General features: G+C 60.2%; 17 protein-coding genes. 13 read left to right on the plus strand and 4 right to left on the minus strand.

Annotated features, from left to right (window positions below; translation table 11 throughout):
- The first annotated feature begins 101 nt into the window (after window positions 1–101).
- From GKZ68_RS11980 to GKZ68_RS11995, 4 genes are all read left to right on the plus strand, one after another.
- Window positions 102–1,127, plus strand: coding sequence for a 2Fe-2S iron-sulfur cluster-binding protein (locus tag GKZ68_RS11980; RefSeq protein ID WP_173114986.1), 1,026 nt, complete (start codon window positions 102–104; stop codon window positions 1,125–1,127).
- Between the two features lie 18 nt (window positions 1,128–1,145).
- The gene (gene nuoH, locus GKZ68_RS11985) at window positions 1,146–2,237 is read left to right on the plus strand and encodes an NADH-quinone oxidoreductase subunit NuoH (RefSeq protein WP_173114989.1); all 1,092 of its coding nucleotides are present in this window, start codon (window positions 1,146–1,148) and stop codon (window positions 2,235–2,237) included.
- A 5-nt stretch (window positions 2,238–2,242) separates the two neighbouring features.
- Window positions 2,243–2,821 carry an NADH-quinone oxidoreductase subunit I gene (locus GKZ68_RS11990; protein WP_173114992.1) on the plus strand — a complete coding sequence of 193 codons (579 nt, stop codon included), beginning with the start codon at window positions 2,243–2,245 and terminating at the stop codon, window positions 2,819–2,821.
- Between the two features lie 104 nt (window positions 2,822–2,925).
- Entirely contained in the window at window positions 2,926–3,432 is a 507-nt protein-coding gene (locus tag GKZ68_RS11995; protein WP_173114995.1) for an NADH-quinone oxidoreductase subunit J, read from the plus strand.
- A 437-nt stretch (window positions 3,433–3,869) separates the two neighbouring features.
- On the opposite strand, the gene aspS is transcribed toward GKZ68_RS11995, so the two are convergent.
- A complete protein-coding gene (gene aspS / locus GKZ68_RS12000; protein WP_173114998.1) occupies window positions 3,870–5,633 on the minus strand; it encodes an aspartate--tRNA ligase in 1,764 nt (587 codons plus the stop codon).
- A 168-nt stretch (window positions 5,634–5,801) separates the two neighbouring features.
- Here aspS and GKZ68_RS12005 point away from each other — a divergent pair, with 168 nt between their 5' ends.
- The 6 genes from GKZ68_RS12005 (at window position 5,802) to GKZ68_RS12030 (ending at window position 10,768) form a co-directional block, all read left to right on the plus strand.
- Window positions 5,802–6,245, plus strand: a complete 444-nt coding sequence (locus GKZ68_RS12005) for a T9SS type A sorting domain-containing protein (RefSeq protein ID WP_173115001.1) — start codon at window positions 5,802–5,804, stop codon at window positions 6,243–6,245.
- Window positions 6,246–6,428: 183 nt separating this feature from the next.
- Entirely contained in the window at window positions 6,429–6,977 is a 549-nt protein-coding gene (locus GKZ68_RS12010) for a hypothetical protein (protein ID WP_173115004.1), read from the plus strand.
- Between the two features lie 3 nt (window positions 6,978–6,980).
- Window positions 6,981–7,430 carry a nucleoside deaminase gene (locus tag GKZ68_RS12015; protein ID WP_217275250.1) on the plus strand — a complete coding sequence of 150 codons (450 nt, stop codon included), beginning with the start codon at window positions 6,981–6,983 and terminating at the stop codon, window positions 7,428–7,430.
- A 99-nt stretch (window positions 7,431–7,529) separates the two neighbouring features.
- On the plus strand, window positions 7,530–8,135 hold the full coding sequence (locus GKZ68_RS12020) for a superoxide dismutase (RefSeq protein ID WP_217275251.1): 606 nt from the start codon (window positions 7,530–7,532) through the stop codon (window positions 8,133–8,135).
- Between the two features lie 215 nt (window positions 8,136–8,350).
- Window positions 8,351–9,625: a nucleoside permease gene (locus tag GKZ68_RS12025; RefSeq protein ID WP_173115007.1), complete on the plus strand. Its 1,275-nt coding sequence runs from the start codon at window positions 8,351–8,353 to the stop codon at window positions 9,623–9,625.
- Between the two features lie 36 nt (window positions 9,626–9,661).
- Complete coding sequence (locus GKZ68_RS12030; RefSeq protein WP_173115010.1) at window positions 9,662–10,768, plus strand: AAA family ATPase; 1,107 nt, start codon at window positions 9,662–9,664, stop codon at window positions 10,766–10,768.
- 113 nt (window positions 10,769–10,881) lie between these two features.
- On the opposite strand, the gene GKZ68_RS12035 is transcribed toward GKZ68_RS12030, so the two are convergent.
- Window positions 10,882–11,289 (minus strand): nucleoside-diphosphate kinase, encoded by a 408-nt coding sequence (locus tag GKZ68_RS12035; protein WP_173115013.1) that lies wholly within the window; start codon window positions 11,287–11,289, stop codon window positions 10,882–10,884.
- Window positions 11,290–11,516: 227 nt separating this feature from the next.
- Here GKZ68_RS12035 and GKZ68_RS12040 point away from each other — a divergent pair, with 227 nt between their 5' ends.
- The 3 genes from GKZ68_RS12040 to GKZ68_RS12050 all read left to right on the plus strand — a co-directional run bounded on the left by GKZ68_RS12040 (window position 11,517) and on the right by GKZ68_RS12050 (window position 14,806).
- Entirely contained in the window at window positions 11,517–12,572 is a 1,056-nt protein-coding gene (locus GKZ68_RS12040; protein ID WP_173115016.1) for a bifunctional oligoribonuclease/PAP phosphatase NrnA, read from the plus strand.
- A 41-nt stretch (window positions 12,573–12,613) separates the two neighbouring features.
- Window positions 12,614–13,663 carry an FKBP-type peptidyl-prolyl cis-trans isomerase gene (locus tag GKZ68_RS12045; protein ID WP_173115019.1) on the plus strand — a complete coding sequence of 350 codons (1,050 nt, stop codon included), beginning with the start codon at window positions 12,614–12,616 and terminating at the stop codon, window positions 13,661–13,663.
- 75 nt (window positions 13,664–13,738) lie between these two features.
- Complete coding sequence (locus tag GKZ68_RS12050; protein ID WP_173115023.1) at window positions 13,739–14,806, plus strand: FKBP-type peptidyl-prolyl cis-trans isomerase; 1,068 nt, start codon at window positions 13,739–13,741, stop codon at window positions 14,804–14,806.
- Window positions 14,807–14,891: 85 nt separating this feature from the next.
- Here GKZ68_RS12050 and recO read toward each other — a convergent pair whose 3' ends face one another.
- Both recO and GKZ68_RS12060 read right to left on the minus strand, forming a co-directional pair.
- Window positions 14,892–15,614, minus strand: a complete 723-nt coding sequence (recO, locus tag GKZ68_RS12055) for a DNA repair protein RecO (protein WP_173115026.1) — start codon at window positions 15,612–15,614, stop codon at window positions 14,892–14,894.
- 163 nt (window positions 15,615–15,777) lie between these two features.
- Window positions 15,778–18,147: a two-component regulator propeller domain-containing protein gene (locus GKZ68_RS12060; RefSeq protein ID WP_173115029.1), complete on the minus strand. Its 2,370-nt coding sequence runs from the start codon at window positions 18,145–18,147 to the stop codon at window positions 15,778–15,780.
- Between the last annotated feature and the right edge of the window lie 54 nt (window positions 18,148–18,201).

Consider the following 18,201-nt stretch of genomic DNA (forward strand, 5'->3'; position numbering starts at 1 on the left):
ACGCAGTGAAGCATCTTGCTCGCATAGTCTGGCTGTCGTTCGACAGTGCGAGCAAGATGCTTCACTGCGTTCAGCATGACGATTAGTATCTGAAACGGATAATGGCTAAAATAACTTTCGACGGAATTGAGGTAGAAGTACCCGATGGTACTACTATTCTCAACGCGGCCCGCAAAATCGGGGGCAGCGTAGTGCCGCCCGCCATGTGCTACTATACGCCCCTGAAGGGCAGCGGCGGCAAGTGCCGCGCCTGCCTGGTGCGCGTAGCGGCCGGCTCGGCCAAAGACCCGCGCCCGATGCCGAAGCTGGTAGCCTCGTGCATCACACCAGTGCAGGATGGCATGGTGGTCGAAAATACCACGAGCCAGCAGGTGCTCGATGTGCGCAAGGGTATCGTGGAGATGCTGCTTATCAACCACCCGCTCGACTGCCCGGTGTGTGACCAGGCCGGCGAGTGCGACCTGCAAAACTTTGCCTTCGAGCACGGTGTGAGCACTACGCGCTACGAGGAAGAGCGCCGCACGTTCGAGAAAATCGACATCGGTCCCTACATCCAGCTGCACATGACGCGCTGTATTCTGTGCTACCGCTGTGTGTACACAGCCGACCAGCTCACCGAAGGCCGCGTGCACGGCGTGCTGGGCCGCGGCGATGCGGCTGAGATTGGTACCTACATCGAGAATTCAATTGATAAGGACTTCAGCGGCAACGTGATTGACGTGTGCCCGGTGGGCGCGCTCACCGACAAGACCTTCCGCTTTAAGTCGCGCGTGTGGTTTACCAAGCCGGTAAATGCCCACCGCGAATGCACACACGAGAAATGCACCGGCCACGTAACGCTGTGGTACAAAGGCAAGGACGTGCTGCGCGTAACCGCTCGCAAAGACGAGTACGGCGAAGTAAAAGAGTGGATTTGCAACGAGTGCCGCTTCGAGAAAAAGGAAACTTCGGACTGGGTTATCGAAGGTCCGGCGCACATCGACCGCTCGTCGGTCATCTCGGCCAACCATTATGAGCTGCCGGTTATCAACCCGCAGGTGATTGCCGACTTACCCGAAAGCACCGTGCGCGAACTGGAGCAAAACCCGCCGCTCAAGCTTGGCGGCCCCAACGGCACTTCTTTCTAAGTTGATATTCTCTACTTTATGTCTCTTGAATCTTTAGGCTGGCAGGGCCTCGTTGTACTGGTGGTATTCGGCGTTTCACTGCTGATTGCCACCTATTGCACCTACGCCGAGCGCGTAATTGCCGCGTTTCTGCAAGACCGCGTGGGGCCCGACCGCGCGGGGCCTTTCGGGCTAGCCCAGCCGCTGGCCGATGCCGTGAAGCTTTTCACCAAGGAGGAGTTTTTCCCAAGCGGCGCCAATAAAGCCCTATTCATCTTCGGCCCTTGCCTAGCCATGATTACGGCGCTCATGTCGTCGGCCGTTATTCCGTTTGGCAACTTTCTCAAGTTTGGCGATACCGTGGTGCACTTGCAAGGCATCGAAATCAACGTGGGAATGCTCTACATCTTCGGTATTGTGTCGCTAGGGGTGTATGGTATCATGATTGGTGGTTGGGCTTCTAATAATAAGTTTTCGCTGCTAGGCGCCATTCGCGCCGCTTCGCAGAATATTAGCTACGAGCTGGCAATGGGTCTAGCCCTGATTGCCGTATTAATGATGTCGGGTTCGCTTTCCCTACGGGATATCACCTTGCAGCAAACCCACGCGGGCGGCTGGCACTTGAGCGATATTTTCACGTGGAATGTTTTCAAGCAGCCATTGGGCTTTGTCATTTTCATCGTCTGCGCGTTTGCCGAAACCAACCGCACGCCTTTTGACCTGCCCGAGTGCGAAACCGAGTTGGTGGGCGGCTACCACACTGAGTACAGCTCCATGAAAATGGGTCTGTATTTATTTGCTGAATACGTGAACGTATTCGTAGCTACGGCCGTGATGTCGGTGCTCTACTTCGGCGGCTTCAACTACCCGTTTCAGTATGAGTTTCTTGACTTCTTGAACAAAGCTGGCCTTTCGGCCGATTGGGCGCACAATCTGTTTGTGCTCATGGGCGTGGTGGCCATGTTCATGAAAATCTTCACGGGTATCTTTTTTTTCATGTGGGTGCGCTGGACGCTCCCGCGCTTTCGCTACGACCAACTGATGCGCCTGGGCTGGACGATTCTCATCCCCCTGGCTATTTTCAATATCCTGCTCACGGGCGGCCTGATTACGTTCCACGTAATCCAATAATGACTATGGAATCGCTAAGCAACCGCGCCAAGAAACTGGAAAAGAAGCCGATGACGCTCGCCGAGCGAGCCTACTTGCCGGCGATTTTTCAGGGTTTATCCATCACGATGCAGCACTTTTTCCGGGCTGCCACCAAGAAGCAAATCACTGTTCGCTACCCCGAGGAGACGCGCCCGTTTTCGCCCGTCTTCCGTGGCCTGCACGTGCTCAAGCGCGATGAGCAGGGCCGCGAGCGTTGCACGGCCTGCGGCCTGTGCGCCGTAGCCTGCCCCGCCGAGGCCATCACGATGGTAGCTGGCGAGCGCAAAAAGGGCGAGCAGAACCTCTACCGCGAGGAGAAATACGCCGTCAGCTACGAGATTAATATGCTGCGCTGCATCTTCTGCGGCCTCTGCGAGGAGGCTTGCCCGAAGGCCGCCATCTACCTGCAAGCCGACAAAATGGCCCCGCCGCGCTACGAGCGCGACGAGTTCATCTATGGCAAGGACCGCTTGGTCGAGCCCGTATCGCCCGACAACCGCTCGAAGCGCGGCATTCAACTCACACCCGAGCAGGCCGATAAGCTGCGCGGCCAGTTGGCGTAAAAATTATTGTTGTCATGCTGACGAAGGAAGCATCTTGTCAGGTTCGCTAGGCTCCCTTTCTGGCAAGATACTTCCTTCGTCAGCATGACGTTCTTTTGTTTCCTATGTCCCTCTTTCTCTTCCTGTCATTCGTAGCACTGCTGAGTGCGTTAGGCGTAGTGCTAGCCAAAAACCCAGTGCACAGCGTGCTGTTTCTCATTCTCACGTTCTTCACGCTCTCGGCCCACTACCTGACGCTGAACGCGCAGTTCCTGGCCGCCGTGAACATCATCGTGTACGCCGGGGCCATCATGGTGCTGTTCCTGTTCGTGATTATGTTCTTGAACCTGAACGAGGATACCGAGCCGCACAAGCCGGCCCTGGCCAAGATTGCGGCTACCATCGCGGGTGGTTCGCTGCTGCTCATCATGGTGGCGGCGTTGCGCAACGTACAGCCGTTGGGCTACGATGCAGCCACTTTCAGCTCGCAGGTGGGCATGGTCGACCAGCTTGGCTTGGTGCTGTTCAAGCAGTACTCACTGCCGTTTGAGTTGGCGTCCATCTTACTACTAGCCGCAATGGTAGGCTCGGTAATGTTGGGCAAGCGCGAAACGGGCGAGCGGAATTTCTAAAAGCACCTGCCTTTTGCAAAACGAAAGCGGCCACCGAAATATCGGTGGCCGCTTTCGTTTATAAACTGCTCAGCGTAAAAATGATAGCATCTAGCAAGAAAACTCTCGGGATAATGTTTTGGCTATCGATTGCCATTAACATCATTGTTCAATTTGTCTTTCAACCAGTGGTTGCTGGCGGCAATGACGCTGTATCATTTGTAAGTGCCATTGTAGGAAGAGGAGTCGCTTTTCTACTACTACCTTTTCTGGCGCTTGGTATTATGAACGCAATCCAATACTTCACTAAAAATCCTATAATTCACAAAGTCCGTATTCTTTGGATAGCATGGCTAGTTTTCTTCTTAATTAGCACTTGGAGTTATTTGTAGACAGACTTAAAACAGAAGCGGCGGCTGATTGCTCAGTCGCCGCTTCTGTTTTCGTAACTTTAGATTCTACTTCGCCACTACGGCCGTCTTGATACTCAGCTCCGTCAGCTGCTTATCCGAAATCGGCGAGGGCGAGTCTATCATCACGTCGCGGCCCGAGTTGTTTTTGGGGAAGGCAATGAAGTCGCGGATGCTGTCGGCGCCGCCGAAGAGCGAGCAGAGGCGGTCGAAGCCGAAGGCGATGCCGCCGTGGGGCGGGGCGCCGTACTCGAAGGCGTCGAGCAGGAAGCCGAACTGCGCCTGGGCTTCCTCGGGCGAGAACCCTAGCAGCGAGAACATGCGGGCCTGCACGGCGCGGTCGTGGATGCGGATGGAGCCGCCGCCCACTTCTACCCCGTTGATAACCAAGTCGTAGGCATTAGCGCGGGCCTGGCCGATGGTGGCGGGGTTGTCGAGCAGGTGCACATCCTCGGGCTTGGGCGAGGTGAAGGGGTGGTGCATGGCGAAGTAGCGGCCCTCTTCTTCGATGTACTCCAGCAGCGGGAAATTGACCACCCACAGCGGGGCAAAGGTATCCTTGTCGCGCAGGCCGAGGCGCTGGCCCATTTCAAGGCGCAATTCGCTGAGGGCCTTGCGGGTTTTGTCGGCCGGGCCGGCCAGGATGAGCAGCAGGTCGCCTTCATTGGCGTTGAAGGCGGCTTTCCACTTCTGCAATTCTTCCTGCGAGTAGAATTTATCGACCGACGACTTCACCGTGCCGCCGGCCTCTACGCGGGCATATACGAGGCCAGTGGCCCCCAGCTGCGGGCGCTTCACCCACTCGGTCAGCTCGTCGAGCTGCTTGCGGGTGTAGGCGGCGCAGGTGGCGGCGTTGATGCCCACCACTAGCTCGGCGTTGTCGAAAACCGGGAAGCCCTGGCCTTTTACCACGTCGTTCAGCTCCACAAATTCCATGGCGAAGCGCACGTCGGGCTTGTCGTTGCCGAAGCGGCGCATGGCATCGGCGTACTCCATGCGGGGCACGGTGGGGAAATCGAGGTCTTTTATTTCCTTGAACAGGTAGCGTACCAGGCCCTCGAAGGTATTGAGGATATCCTCCTGCTCCACGAAAGCCATTTCGCAGTCAATCTGCGTGAATTCGGGCTGGCGGTCGGCGCGCAGGTCTTCGTCGCGGAAGCACTTCACAATCTGGAAGTAGCGGTCGAAGCCCGACACCATGAGCAGCTGCTTAAACGTCTGGGGCGACTGCGGCAGGGCGTAAAACTCGCCGGGGTTCATGCGCGAGGGCACCACAAAGTCGCGGGCGCCTTCGGGCGTGCTTTTGATGAGCACGGGGGTTTCGACTTCGATAAAATTCTGGCCGTCGAGGTAGCGGCGCACGGCCTGAGCCATGCGGTGGCGCAGCATCAGGTTATTGCGCACTGGGGTGCGGCGCAGGTCGAGGTAGCGGTATTTCATCCGCAGGTCGTCGCCGCCGTCGGTGTCGTCTTCGATGAGGAAAGGCGGCAGCTTGGCAGGATTCAGAATTTCGAGCTGCTCGACGCGGATTTCGATGTCGCCGGTCGGGATATGCGCATTTCTGGAGTAACGCTCGGCCACTTTGCCCGTCACCGAGACCACGAACTCACGGCCCAGCGTGCGGGCGGTTTCGCGCACGGCGTCGCTTTCCACGCCTTCTTCGAGGGCGAGCTGCGTGATTCCGTAGCGGTCGCGCAGGTCAATCCAGAGGATGCCGCCCTTGTCGCGGGTGCGCTGCACCCAGCCCACGAGGGTGACGGTTTGGCCGACATTTTCTTGGCGAAGCTCGCCGTTAGTATGACTTCTCAACATGGCAATAGTATTTCGGGCAAAGTTAGGCCCTTGGGGCAAGCTAGCCGCACGGCATTTTCGCCGGCGGTAGTCGAAATTGCCCCTAGCCAAACCTCTTAGTTTGGTACGGAGTATGCAAGTGAGGCTAGCAGCGGCGCTGTTCAGCCCGTTCACTCTCTTTTTCTGACCATGAAATTTCTTTCTTCGCTGGCCCTGGCGGCCGCTTTGCTCACGGCCGGCGCGGCCCAGGCCCAAACGAAAGTCAAAACCAAACCCAAGTATGACAACGGCACCGAGAGTAAAACGACGGGCCAGACGCCGGCCCCGGTGACGCTCGACGGCCCCATCAAGCGCGTTGAAACACTGTCGGGCATCGACATTTTTCCCAAACCCAATTCCAACAGCGTGATGCTCAGCTTCACGCAGCAGTTTACCAAACCCGGCACGCTGGTGATGACCGACTATCAAAACAAGGTCGTGTATCAGCAGGCGCTTGACCCGCAGAATAACACCGGCGAGCCGGTGGACCTGGGCCACATCCAGGCCGGCACCTACCTGGTAGAAGCCAAAACGGGTAACTACGTATACTGGAAGAAGGTGCGCATAAAGTACCCCACGGTGGTGCGCCGCTAGCTTCTCGCCTGCTTAATTTTTAGAGAGAACGTCATGCTAAGCGCCGCAAAGCATCCCGTTCGTGTCGCTAGGGTACTAAATCCAACGATGCGAGCAAGATGCTTCGCGGCGCTCAGCATGACGTTCTTTACTTTATTCCCGCAACCATCTACCCGGCCGCTAGCCCGTATTTTTGCCTTTTCTATGAAAACCCTCCCGCTACTCGCCGCCACGCTCGCCCTCACCAGTTTCGCGCCCAGGCCCAAGTTGACGACCGTGAAGCTGGCGCCGGGCCTCTCGGTGGCGATGCCGGTAGGGTTTGCGCCGCTGCCCGATGCGGCCATTGCCGTCAAGTTTCCGGCGCCGCGCAAGCCGCTGGCGGTGTATAGCAACCCGAGCGGGCGCGTCGATTACAGCATCTCGGTGCGCCCCACCACCTTCGGGCCCGATTACAACGTGCTGTTGCCCATGTATAAGGCCAGCGTGCAGCGGCTGTACACGAAGGTCGATTTTTTGACCCAGGAGGTACGCAAGGTAAACGGCCGCGACTTCGTGGCCCTGGAGTTTGTCTCCACCATGAGCGACAGCCGCCGCTCGTCGGTGGCGCTAGCCCCCATCAAAAAGTACGAGTACATCGAGTACGCTGTGCAGGGCCAGCAGCTCTATATTTTTGCCTTTTCGGCGCCGGCCGAGGAGCAGGCGCAGTGGCGCCCCGTGGCCCAGGCCGCGCTCGGCGATATTAGCCTGAAGTAGGCGATGCCTGCGCCTTTGCTCACCGACGACTACTTCATGCGCCAAGCCCTGGCCGAGGCGCGGCGGGCGCTGGCGGGCGGCGAAATTCCCATTGGGGCGGTAGTGGTGCTCGATGGCCTCATTATTGGCCGGGGCTATAATCAAACCGAGCAGCTGCGCGACGTGACCGCCCACGCCGAGATGCTGGCCCTTACGGCCGCTGCTAATTACCTAGGTAATAAGTATCTCACTCACTGCACGCTCTACGTGACCGTGGAGCCCTGCGTGATGTGCGCCGGGGCCAGCGCCTGGGCCCAGCTCGGCGCCGTAGTCTTTGGCACCGATGAGCCCAAAACCGGCTACCGGCGCCACCCGCTGGGGCTGCTGCACCCGCGCACCAGGGTGCGGGCGGGCGTGTGCGCCGCCGAGTGCGCGGCGCTCATGCAGGCATTTTTTAAAGAGAAGCGGGGCTAGGCTACTTTTGGGGGCGCCCGGCGGGCGGCCGTAACCCCGGCGGCCCGTTGGGGGTTATACCTGCACCACCCCATTTTTTCACTTTAAAACACCCGCATCATGGCTTTTGAACTGCCCAAGCTGCCATATTCCTACGACGCCCTCGAACCCACGTTTGACGCGCAAACCCAAGAAATTCACCACACCAAGCACCACCAGGCCTACGTCACCAACCTCAACGCCGCCATCGCGGGCACCGAGTTTGAGAGCCAGAGCCTGGAGGAGATTCTGCACAACATCGCCAAGGCTAGCCCAGCCATCCGCAACAACGGTGGTGGCCACTGGAACCACTCGCTGTGGTGGACTATCCTGAGCCCCAACGGCGGCGGCCAGCCCACCGGTGCCGTAGCCGACGCCATCAACAAGTCGTTTGGCAGCTACGACAACTTCAAAACCGAATTCACCAAGGCCGCTACCACGCGCTTCGGCTCGGGCTGGGCCTGGCTGTGCAAGGTGGCTGATGGCTCGCTGCAAATCTGCTCGACGCCGAACCAGGACAACCCGCTGATGCCCGACACTGGCTGCAAAGGCACGCCGATTCTGGGACTCGACGTGTGGGAGCACGCTTACTACCTCAAGTACCAGAACCGCCGCCCCGACTACATCGCTGCCTTCTTCAACCTCATCAACTGGGATGAGGTGAACAAGCGCTACGCGGCCGCCTAGAGTTCGGCTATTCGGCCCGCTAGCCTCAAAAGCCCTCCTGCTTCGCGCTGGAGGGCTTTTTTAGTAAAGATTTACTGGCTAGCCGCTGCTTAAACCACCTAGCCAGGGCTGGTGCGTAGCAGTCTGGTAGTTACGGCAACGTTACGGGGCTGGTCAAAATTTAGTGTAACTTTAGGCGCAAAAGCCCCTTTCCCAAACTTTAACGTTGCGCCTGCATGAGCATTAAGCTGCGTCTTACCATTCTGAGCTTTCTCCAGTTTTTTATCTGGGGCGCGTGGCTGATTACGATTGGCGCGTACTGGTTCCAAACCAAGCACTGGTCGGGCGCGCAGTTTGGCGCCATCTTCTCCACAATGGGTATTGCGTCTATTTTTATGCCCTCGCTCATGGGCATCGTGGCCGATAAGTGGGTAAACGCCGAGAAGCTCTACGGCGTGCTGCACCTGCTGGGGGGCCTCACGCTCTGCACCATTCCGTTCGTCACCGACCCCGGCATGTTCTTCTGGGTCATCCTGTTGAACATGATTTTTTACATGCCCACGCTGGCGCTTTCCATCGCCGTATCGTACTCGGCCCTGAAAAGCCAGGGGCTCGACGTGGTGAAGGATTACCCGCCCATTCGGGTGTGGGGCACCGTCGGCTTCATTGCGGCCATGTGGGCCGTTACGTTTTTAGGCTTCGAGAAGTCGGCCAATCAATTTTACGTAGCCGCCGGGGCGGCGCTGCTGCTGGGCTTCTACTCGTTCACGCTGCCCAAGTGCCCGCCGCCCTCTAAAGACACGCCCGGCCGCTCGCTGGTCGATGCGCTAGGGTTGAAGTCGTTTGCCCTGCTGCGCGACCGCAAGCTTGCCACCTTCTTCGCTTTTGCCCTGCTGCTAGGGGCCGCCTTGCAGCTCACCAATGCCTACGGCGATACGTTCCTGCACGACTTCGATAAAATCCCGGCCTACCGCGACACCCTATCGGTGCAGCACCCGGCCTTTATCATGTCGATTTCGCAGATTTCGGAAACGCTGTTCATTCTCGCCATCCCGTTCTTTTTGCGGCGCTTTGGCATCAAGCAGGTCATGCTGTTCAGCATGGTGGCCTGGGTGCTGCGCTTCGGCCTGCTAGCCTTCGGCAACCCCGCCGGCGGCCTCTGGATGATTATTCTCTCGTGCATCGTCTACGGCATGGCTTTCGACTTCTTCAATATCTCGGGCTCGCTGTTCGTCGAAACCCAGACCCAGCCCAGCATCCGGGCCAGCGCCCAGGGCTTGTTTATGATGATGACTAACGGCTTCGGGGCCGTGCTGGGCAGCTCAATCAGCGGCCTGGTCATCCAGAACTACTTTACCGATGCTAGTGGCAACAAAGACTGGCACGGCATCTGGCTAGCCTTCGCCGCCTACGCGCTGGTAATTGCGGTGCTGTTCGTGTTCATTTTCAAGCACAAGCACGAACCGCAGCCGGCCGAAACTGAATACTCCGAGCCCGCCCTGGCGGCCTAAGCACTGGCCCCGAGCCCGGCTCCTTTACCTTACTTAATGAGCAACCCCCTCCCGCTCCCGGCGGCTAGCCCCGATTTTTCGACGAGCTATAATCAACACGGCTTTCAACCATCGACGTGGTTTTATACCATGTTTGGCGAGCTGCCGCGCCGTGAAATCTACCAGCTCGTAACGGCCGAGGCCCGCAAAACGGTGCTCAGCAAACTAGCCGAAACGCACGACCTTGACCAGATAACCGTCGTACAGTCCGTCTTCATCGAAGAGGCGGATAAAGCGCCGGAATGGCAATTCTACGCCCTGTCGCCCGAGCCGTATACCCTGCTGTTTTTCAGCATCACCAGCAGCTACGGCGACCAGAGCGCCATTTTATACTACTCGCCGCGCACCGATGCCGATGCTTTGGCCCGCCTGCGGGCGCTGCTCTCGGCCCAGCTCGAAAGCGGGCAGGTAGAGCGCCAGCGCATTCAGGTGCTGCGGCTGATGGGCAGCGACCTGGCTTTTTCGCCGTTGCCGATCAAAATCCCCGAACTGGACCTGGCCGCCAACTACAACGACGACCTGCTGCCGGTGCACGAGGCCATCGTGAAGCGCCTGCAAAAGCCTGATGATAAAGGCCTCGTCATCTTGCACGGGCCGCCCGGCACCGGCAAAACCAGCTACATCCGCCACCTCTGCGGCCTCACCGATAAGCCCAAGCTGTTTATCCCGCCCAACCTGGCGCTGCGCATTGCCGACCCCGAGTTTATCAACCTCCTGCACGACAATACTAACTCCATCCTGCTCATCGAAGATGCCGAGGAGCTGCTCACCAAGCGCGACGCCACCGGCAGCAACGCCGTGAGCAACCTGCTCAACCTCAGCGATGGGCTACTGAGCGACGGCTTTCACATCCAGATTATTTGTACTTTCAACGCCGACCTGGCCCGCATCGACAAGGCGCTGCTGCGCAAGGGGCGCCTCATTGCCTCCTACGCCTTCGAGGCGCTAGCCCAGCCCAAAGCCCAGGCGCTAGCTACCACGCTCGGCCAAACGGTGCCGGTCACGGAAGCTATGTCACTGGCCGACATCTATAACCGCGAAGATGCTACCTTCGTGAGCGAACCTAAAGGTCCCGGCCGCATCGGCTTCGGACGGCCTAGCTAAGCTCGTCAATACAAAATTGGTACAAAAAAAGTCTGGTTTAGGTATAAATAAAAAGCCGCTCTGCACAATGCAGAGCGGCTTTTTCGTTTGTCAAGCTGACGAAGGGGGCTAGCCTACTTGCCGAAGAAGAACTGGCCTTCGATTTGGGCATTTTCGTCCGAGTCGGAGCCATGCACGGCGTTGGCTTCAATGCTCTTCGCGTACTTCTTGCGGATGGTACCTTCCTCGGCATTGGCCGGGTTGGTGGCACCGATGAGGGTGCGGAAGTCGGCTACGGCGTTGTCTTTTTCGAGGATAGCCGCCACGATGGGGCCGCTCGACATGTACTTCACGAGGTCGTTGTAGAAAGGACGCTCTTTGTGCACGGCGTAGAACTGGCCGGCGCGCTCGGGGGTGAGGGTTACTTTCTGAAGCTCCACGATGCGGAAGCCGCCCTGCTCAATCATGCTCAGGATGCCGCCAATGTGGTTTTCGGCCACGGCATCGGGCTTAATCATCGTGAAGGTGCGGTTGGTTGCCATTCTTTAGGGGGAAAATTTAAGTTGGGATGGCAAAGGTAGGGCTGGGCCGCGTTTTGAGTTCGCCCAGTATTTTCCGGGGTTTAGCCGGCACCAGGCGCATTCTGCGAGAACCTTCCCCAAGGGTTTGATTGTTGAAACCCAATTCATGCCGACCTTTGCCGGCCCGTTTACGCCTGGCTAGCTGCCCGGCGCTTTTTAAGTGCATTCGTAGGCCATTTACGTCGTCGATGTTTCCTTCCGTATCCGAGTTGCAAGCTCTGCTGGCCCAGCCCAAGCAGATTTTTATCACCACGCACCACAAGCCCGACGCCGACGCGCTAGGCTCTTCGCTGGCCTGGGCTACTTATCTCAAGAAAAAAGGGCACTCCGTGACGGTAGTTACGCCCTCCGACTACCCGGCCTTCCTCAACTGGATGCAGGGCAACGACGAGGTCGTTATCTACGAGCCGCGCCAGAACGACCGCCAGGTGCGCGACTTGGTGAACCGGGCCGACCTGTTGTTCTGCCTTGATTTTAATTGCCTGGGCCGCATCAACGAGCTGGGCGAGTACGTGCGCCGGGCGCCGGGCACCAGGGTGCTCATCGACCACCACCAGCGCCCCGAAAACTTTGCAGACGTTAGCTTTTCCGACCCCACGGCGGCGGCCACGGCCGAGTTGATTTTCGAGATTATCCGCGCCCTCGGCGACCAGGACCTCATCGACCAGGGCATGGGCGAGGCGCTCTACGCGGGCATCATGACCGATACGGGCTCGTTTCGGCACCCTAGCACCTCGCGCAATGTGCACCTCATCATCGCCGAGCTGCTGAACGCCCACATCGACCTGGCCTCGGTGCACCGCCGCATCTACGACTCGCACTCCGAAATCCGACTGCGCTTTCTGGGCTACATCCTGAAGGATAAGCTCGTGGTGCTGCGCGAGTTCAACACGGCCTACATTGCCGTAACTAAGGAGGAGCTGCGCGAGTACGAAAGCAAAACCGGTGATACGGAGGGGCTAGTGAACTACGCGCTCAGCATTGAAGGCATTGTGCTGGCGGCCGTATTCATTGACCGCAGCTCGGCGGTAAAAATCTCGTTCCGCTCGGTGGGCGACTTTTCGGTGGCCGACTTTTCGCGCAACCATTTTGAGGGCGGCGGGCACCACAACGCCTCGGGCGGCGTGAGCACTGAGTCGCTCGACGCTACCGTAGCGCGCTTCGTGGGGCTGCTGCCGCAGTACCAGGCGCAGCTGGTGAGCACGCCCGTGGCGCCGGTAGCAGTTGCGCCGCCCGTAGCCTAACTTTGGCGTCGGTTCGTCCTTTATTCCAACTTTTGTTTTTCATGCAGTTTTCTCTTCGGCCCGGCGCGGCCCGGCACCTGGCCCTGGCGGCGGGCGTGCTCAGCGCAGCTTCCTTCCTGTCTTCGTGCAATAAAGGCGGCGGCGACTATGCCAAAACCAAGTCGGGCATTGAATATAAGATTTTTAAGAAAGACGGCAACAGCTACTCGCCCCGCGAGGTAGCCGGCGGCGAAGATGCTACCTACAAGGACCGCGTGGGCAAGGTGATGTCGGCCCACATTGAGTATCGCACGGCCGGCGACTCGGTGATGATGAAATCGCGCGAGCGCCAGTTTGGCATTCCGGTGCGCATTCCGCTCGAAGCCCTCACGGCCAAGCAAATGGGCGCTGAGCCCGAGGCCTTCTCGCTGCTCCAGCCCGGCGACAGCGGCGTGTTCCGCTTCAACGCCGACACGCTGTATAAGCGCAACGCCCACATGCTGGCCCCGGCCAATCTGAAAAAGAAAGGCAACTACATCATCCTCACGGTGAAGGCCGTGGCCCTGCAAACCCGCGACGTAGCAATGGCCGAGGCCATGGCCGACCAGCAGAAGATGATGGCCGAGCAGCAGCGCCAGATGCGCGCCTACGCCGCCACCCAGGACAAGGCCGACGACGTGACGCTGCAAGACTACATGAAGAAAAACAACCTGGCCAACGCCAAGAAGGACCCTAGCGGCGTGTATATCATCACCACGCAGCCCGGCACCGGCCCCAATGCCAAAGCCGGCCAGCTGGTGACGGTGCAGTACCGCGGAGCCCTGCTCGATGGCAAAGAGTTTGACTCGTCGGCCAAGCACGGCGGGCAGCCGTTCTCGTTCCCGGTAGGCCGCGGCCAGGTAATTCCGGGCTGGGATGCCGCCCTGCAGCAGCTCAACAAGGGCAGCAAGGCCACCATCCTCATCCCGTCGTCGCTAGCCTACGGCAAGCAGGGCTCGCCGCCCGCCATTCCGGCCAACTCACCCCTGCGCTTCGACATCGAAGTAACGGACGTGAAGGATGCGCCAGCCGCCGCCCAAGCCCCAGCCATGGCACCTCCGGCCGGCCGTTAAGCCAGGTCCTGGTTTCGTTTAGTTAGTATACCGCCACGCCGTTTTGGCGTGGCGGTTTTGTTTAGCTCCTGCTTTATGCGTCATTTTATTTTGCTGCTACTGGCCGCGCTGCCGGTGCTAGCCCACGCCCAGACCACCACTCCTACCCCCGGCTTCGAGCGCCTGCCCAGCGGCACCGAATACAAGCTGTATCGGCGCGATGCGGCGGGGCGCTACGCGCCCCGGCCGCTGGCCGCCCTGCCCAGCCCCACCGACACCTCGCGGGCCGGCAAGTTTATGCTGATGCACGTAACCTACCTCACGGGCCGCGACTCGGTGCTACAAAGCACGCGGCAGCTAACCCACGGCCAGCCGGTGCCCATGCCGATGCCCGCCGGCTTCCGCAAAGGCTCGCCGGAGGAAGCCCTTGCCATGCTGCAGCCCGGCGATAGCGCCGTATTCCGCCTACGGGCCGACTCGCTGTTTCGGGGCCGGCCGGTGCCGGCCGAGCTGCGGCGCGGCGGCAACGTACTGGTGCTGCAAGCCACGGCCGTGCGGCTGGTAGACCAGGCCACGGCCATGGCCACAGCCCAGCGCCTGCAGCAAGATGTGCAGGCCGAGCAGCAGCGCCTGGCCCGCGCCCGGCTGGCAGCGCAATTGCCCAAAGACAATGCGGCTATTGCCGACTACTTAAAAACCAATAACCTGGCGGCGACGGCCAAGAAAACCGCCGGCGGCACCTGGTACATTATCACCAAGCGCGGCGCCGGGCCGCTGCCCCAGACCGGGCAAACCGTGGGCGTGCGCTACCGCGGTACGGTGCTGGCCACCGGCAAAGAATTTGACGCCTCGGACAAGCACGGCGGTTCGCCCTTCGAGTTTGCGCTGGGCCGGGGGCAGGTGATTCCGGGCTGGGACCAGGGCATCGCCATGTTGCCCAAGGGCAGCAAAGCCATCCTGCTCATTCCGTCGTCGCTGGCCTACGGCACGCGGGGCGCCGGCGCCGACATTCCGGCCGACGCCAACCTGCGCTTCGACGTGGAGCTGGTAGACATAAAAGGCGCCGCGGCGACCCCGCCAGCCAAGCATCCTGCCACGAAACCAGCCGCGAAGACCAAGACCGGTGTTAAAGCGGCTACCCCGCATAAAGCCACCAAGAAGTAAGCTTCCGCCCAGCAGTAGCGAAGCGCTAACGAGCAGGCCAGGGCCGGGATAAGTACCCGGCTCTGGCCCTTTTAGTAGTACCTGGCTAGCTGCTAAGCACTTCACTAAGCACTTCCAGCGATTTTATTTCGCCCAGCCCCTCGACGTGGAGTTGGTAGTAGCGCATGAGCACGGCCAGCAGCTCGCGGCGCACCTGGCCGTTGGGGATGCTAGCGGTGGCCGGGGCGTGCAGCAGCTCGTCGAAATACTGCTCGAACTCGCGCAGGCGCAGCGTGGCCGGGCCGCTGCTGAAGCCGCTACCCACCACCGGGCCGGCCATCGCCACCTGGTCGGTGAGCTCGGCGCCGCTGCGCAGGCCAAAGCCCAGGTAGTCGGTGAGGTGCAGGAGAAAAAGCAGGGCGAAGTTTTCGACGCCCACATCCTGCTGGTCGAAGGCCAGGATAGAATCGTGCAGAAAGCGAAAAAGCGAGACATTCTCTTCTTCCTCACGCACCGACTTGCTGAGCACTTCGCTCAGAAAAAGCGCCACGCTGCTCTTGCGCACGTCGTAGGGCAGCGAGCGAAACTGCTCGGCGCAGCGAAACTCGGCTAGCCGGGTGAGGCTGCCGCCCTGGCGCGGCACGTAGGCCACCAAGTCGAGCAAAGTAAGGGGCTGAAAAAGCGCAATGCGCCCGGGCGGCTTGGCCCGGCGCACGCCGTTTACGAGGTAGCTCTGCACGCCGCGCTGCTCGGTGTAGACGCGGGCAATGATGCTGGATTCGCGGTACTTGAGGTAGCTCAGCACGATACCGCGGGTTTTAATTAGCATTTGGTGAAAGGAGGAATTATGTATGACTAACGACAAGTAAGAACGTCATGCTGAGCTTGCCGAAGCATCTTGTCCGCGCCGTTAGAGTTAGTAACCCTAGCGGCGCGAGCGAGATGCTTCGGCAAGCTCAGCATGACGTTCTTTTTTTGAGCGAGCTGCTTTCCTATTTCGACAGTACGGCTACTTTACTCACGCAGGTATTTTTACCCTGGGCATCGGACGTGAGCACCAGGTATACGCCCGAGCGCACGCGGCGGCCGTCGGTATCGGTGAGGTTCCAGGTCACGGTGCCGCCCGCCGCATTGGTGCGGTACACGAGGTGGCCGGCCACGTCGGTGATGCGCACCTGGGCATTATTTACCACGCCGCTGATGCCCACGGTGCCCGCAAACTCCGGCCGCACGGGATTGGGCGATACCTGGGCGCAGCTCGGGGCGCCGTCGGTGACGCTGGCCGAGCCGCGGTAGCTCACCAGGCCGGCATCGGTGGCCACGAAAACTTCACCGGTTTTGTCGTTCACGGCCACGTCCACGATGCTGTTACTGGGCAGGGGCGAGTTGGCGGTAGTGAAATTGAGCAGCGCCTCGGTGCCATCGGCGCTGAACAGCCAGAGGCCATTGGGCGTACCCAGCCATTTGCGGTTGGCCCCGTCGATGGCAATGCAGCGCACGATTTCGTTGTAGAGGGTATTGAAGCCCGTGCCGGCGCCGCGCGTCACCAGCGGCAGGCGGAAAGCGCCCTGGCTGGTGCCGTTGGCCGCCGCACCCAGCAGCTGGCTAGGGTCGTTGTACACGGCCACGCCCGCCGCCGTGCCCACCCAGATATCGCCGCTGCGGTCGCGCGCAATGGCGTAGAGCGCGTTGCTGGGCAGGCCGTTGCTGGTGGTAAAGTAGAAAGGCTTCTGCGTAAGGGTGTCGAAGGCCACGAGGCCCTGGCCACCCTTGCGCGACTGCGTGGCCCAGGGATTGCCAAAATTATCGACCGTGATGCGGTCGAGGTTTTCGAAACCCGAATAGGCGGGCACGGTCGTCCAGGTAGCATTGCCGGGCCGGAAGCGGAACAAGCCCGGCACGCCCGGAAACTCGGGGTGGCGGTTCACGACCCACACGCGGCCATTGTTGGGGTCGGCGGCCACGTCGGTCACCCGCACAAAATTGGGGTAGTTGGGGTCGGTGGCGGCGAGGCTGCTGCGCAGGGGCGAGCCTGGCGTGCCCTGGGTAAACTGCCGGAACTGGCCGGGGCCTTTCCACTCCAGCAGGCCGTTGCCGTAGCTGGCAATGTAGAGCGTGCCGTCGGGCGTGCGGGTGCCGTGCGAGAGGTCGAGCAGATTAGGAAAATCGGTCGGCGACGGATACGTGGTGGCCGTGTAGTTGGTCCACTGCCCATCCTTGTACTCATAAAAGCCGTTGCGGCTGCCCTGCTGCGCGCCACTATCGCCCGAGTAGCCGCCGCTGAATACGTCAACCGTATTAGTAGCCGCATTCGCCACCAACCCGTAATCGAGGGCCTGCTCGGGGGCATTGGGCCGAATGATTTCGGGCGCGGCCGTGGTCGAGGCAAAGCGCAGCAGGCCCTTATCGTAGCTAGCCACGTAGTAGGTGCCGTCGGCCTGGGCCAGGGCATCATTGACAACGGTACCCACCGCCGCAATGGGCAGCACCGGCACTACCACGCCCGTTTTGGCATCGAAGCGGCGCAGGGCCGTGTTGGTTTGCGCCACCAGCAGCTGGCCGGCGCTCACGCGCAGGCGGCGCATCTCGTCGGCGTAGCCGTTGGGCGAGAAGTGCCATGCGCGAGCTACCCCCGTACCGGCCAGGTAGTCGAGGCCCCGAAAGTTGCCGCCCGCCACCACGTGGCCCCGGTACACCACCAGCTGCGCGTAGGTCTGGTCGAGCTTGCCAAGGTTGGGACTCTCTTTGGTCCAGCTGCGGTAATCGAGCAGATTTACCGCCGAGCTGAGGCTAGCCCGCAGAATACCGACCGAAGTCGAAGCAAAGATGGTGTCGTGCACTACGGCCGCGGCATAGGCGCTCACCATCTGGCCCGATGGCCCGATGGCGCTGTAGGTGTCGCGCACTTCCAGCTTGGCCAGGTCGAGCACCACCAGGCCCAGGTTGGTGCTCACGTAGGCCAGCCCGCTGTAAATCTGAACCTGGTAAATGGTTTTTGTCGGGCTGGTTTTGCGCAGCAGGTCGGTGAGGTTGCGCACCGTGCCGCTCGTCCCCACCACGTCGAGGTTGCCGTCGCGATAGGCCACTACCAGTTGAGCCGAGGCCGAGTCGTAGGCCAGCGCCGCCACCCCCACGTCGCTGAGGCCATCGCGGCGCGACAGCAATTGCGTGGTATGCAGAGCTTTATCATAGAAGTAAAACGACGACTCATCGGCCACGTAGAGGCGGCTGCCGGCATCGGCCAGGCCTAGCGGATGCCGCGCGGGCAAGTGCAGCTGCCAGTCGCCGTAGGCGGCCTGGCCCCAGGCCCGCACGGTGGCCAGCAGTGCTACTAGTAGAAACCAGGCGAAAAAACGCGGCATAAATAGTCAAGTAGCAGTAAGCAGCAAAAATTGCTGACGCCGAAAAAACGGCTG

Source organism: Hymenobacter sp. BRD128 (assembly GCF_013256625.1).
GTDB lineage: Bacteria > Bacteroidota > Bacteroidia > Cytophagales > Hymenobacteraceae > Hymenobacter.

Coding starts and splice junctions, on each gene's coding strand:
- GKZ68_RS11980 (WP_173114986.1), top strand. CDS start 102: ATGGCTAAAATAACTTTCGACGGAATTGAGGTAGAAGTACCCGATGGT.
- nuoH (WP_173114989.1), top strand. CDS start 1,146: ATGTCTCTTGAATCTTTAGGCTGGCAGGGCCTCGTTGTACTGGTGGTA.
- GKZ68_RS11990 (WP_173114992.1), top strand. CDS start 2,243: ATGGAATCGCTAAGCAACCGCGCCAAGAAACTGGAAAAGAAGCCGATG.
- GKZ68_RS11995 (WP_173114995.1), top strand. CDS start 2,926: ATGTCCCTCTTTCTCTTCCTGTCATTCGTAGCACTGCTGAGTGCGTTA.
- aspS (WP_173114998.1), bottom strand. CDS start 5,633: ATGTTGAGAAGTCATACTAACGGCGAGCTTCGCCAAGAAAATGTCGGC.
- GKZ68_RS12005 (WP_173115001.1), top strand. CDS start 5,802: ATGAAATTTCTTTCTTCGCTGGCCCTGGCGGCCGCTTTGCTCACGGCC.
- GKZ68_RS12010 (WP_173115004.1), top strand. CDS start 6,429: ATGAAAACCCTCCCGCTACTCGCCGCCACGCTCGCCCTCACCAGTTTC.
- GKZ68_RS12015 (WP_217275250.1), top strand. CDS start 6,981: ATGCCTGCGCCTTTGCTCACCGACGACTACTTCATGCGCCAAGCCCTG.
- GKZ68_RS12020 (WP_217275251.1), top strand. CDS start 7,530: ATGGCTTTTGAACTGCCCAAGCTGCCATATTCCTACGACGCCCTCGAA.
- GKZ68_RS12025 (WP_173115007.1), top strand. CDS start 8,351: ATGAGCATTAAGCTGCGTCTTACCATTCTGAGCTTTCTCCAGTTTTTT.
- GKZ68_RS12030 (WP_173115010.1), top strand. CDS start 9,662: ATGAGCAACCCCCTCCCGCTCCCGGCGGCTAGCCCCGATTTTTCGACG.
- GKZ68_RS12035 (WP_173115013.1), bottom strand. CDS start 11,289: ATGGCAACCAACCGCACCTTCACGATGATTAAGCCCGATGCCGTGGCC.
- GKZ68_RS12040 (WP_173115016.1), top strand. CDS start 11,517: ATGTTTCCTTCCGTATCCGAGTTGCAAGCTCTGCTGGCCCAGCCCAAG.
- GKZ68_RS12045 (WP_173115019.1), top strand. CDS start 12,614: ATGCAGTTTTCTCTTCGGCCCGGCGCGGCCCGGCACCTGGCCCTGGCG.
- GKZ68_RS12050 (WP_173115023.1), top strand. CDS start 13,739: ATGCGTCATTTTATTTTGCTGCTACTGGCCGCGCTGCCGGTGCTAGCC.
- recO (WP_173115026.1), bottom strand. CDS start 15,614: ATGCTAATTAAAACCCGCGGTATCGTGCTGAGCTACCTCAAGTACCGC.
- GKZ68_RS12060 (WP_173115029.1), bottom strand. CDS start 18,147: ATGCCGCGTTTTTTCGCCTGGTTTCTACTAGTAGCACTGCTGGCCACC.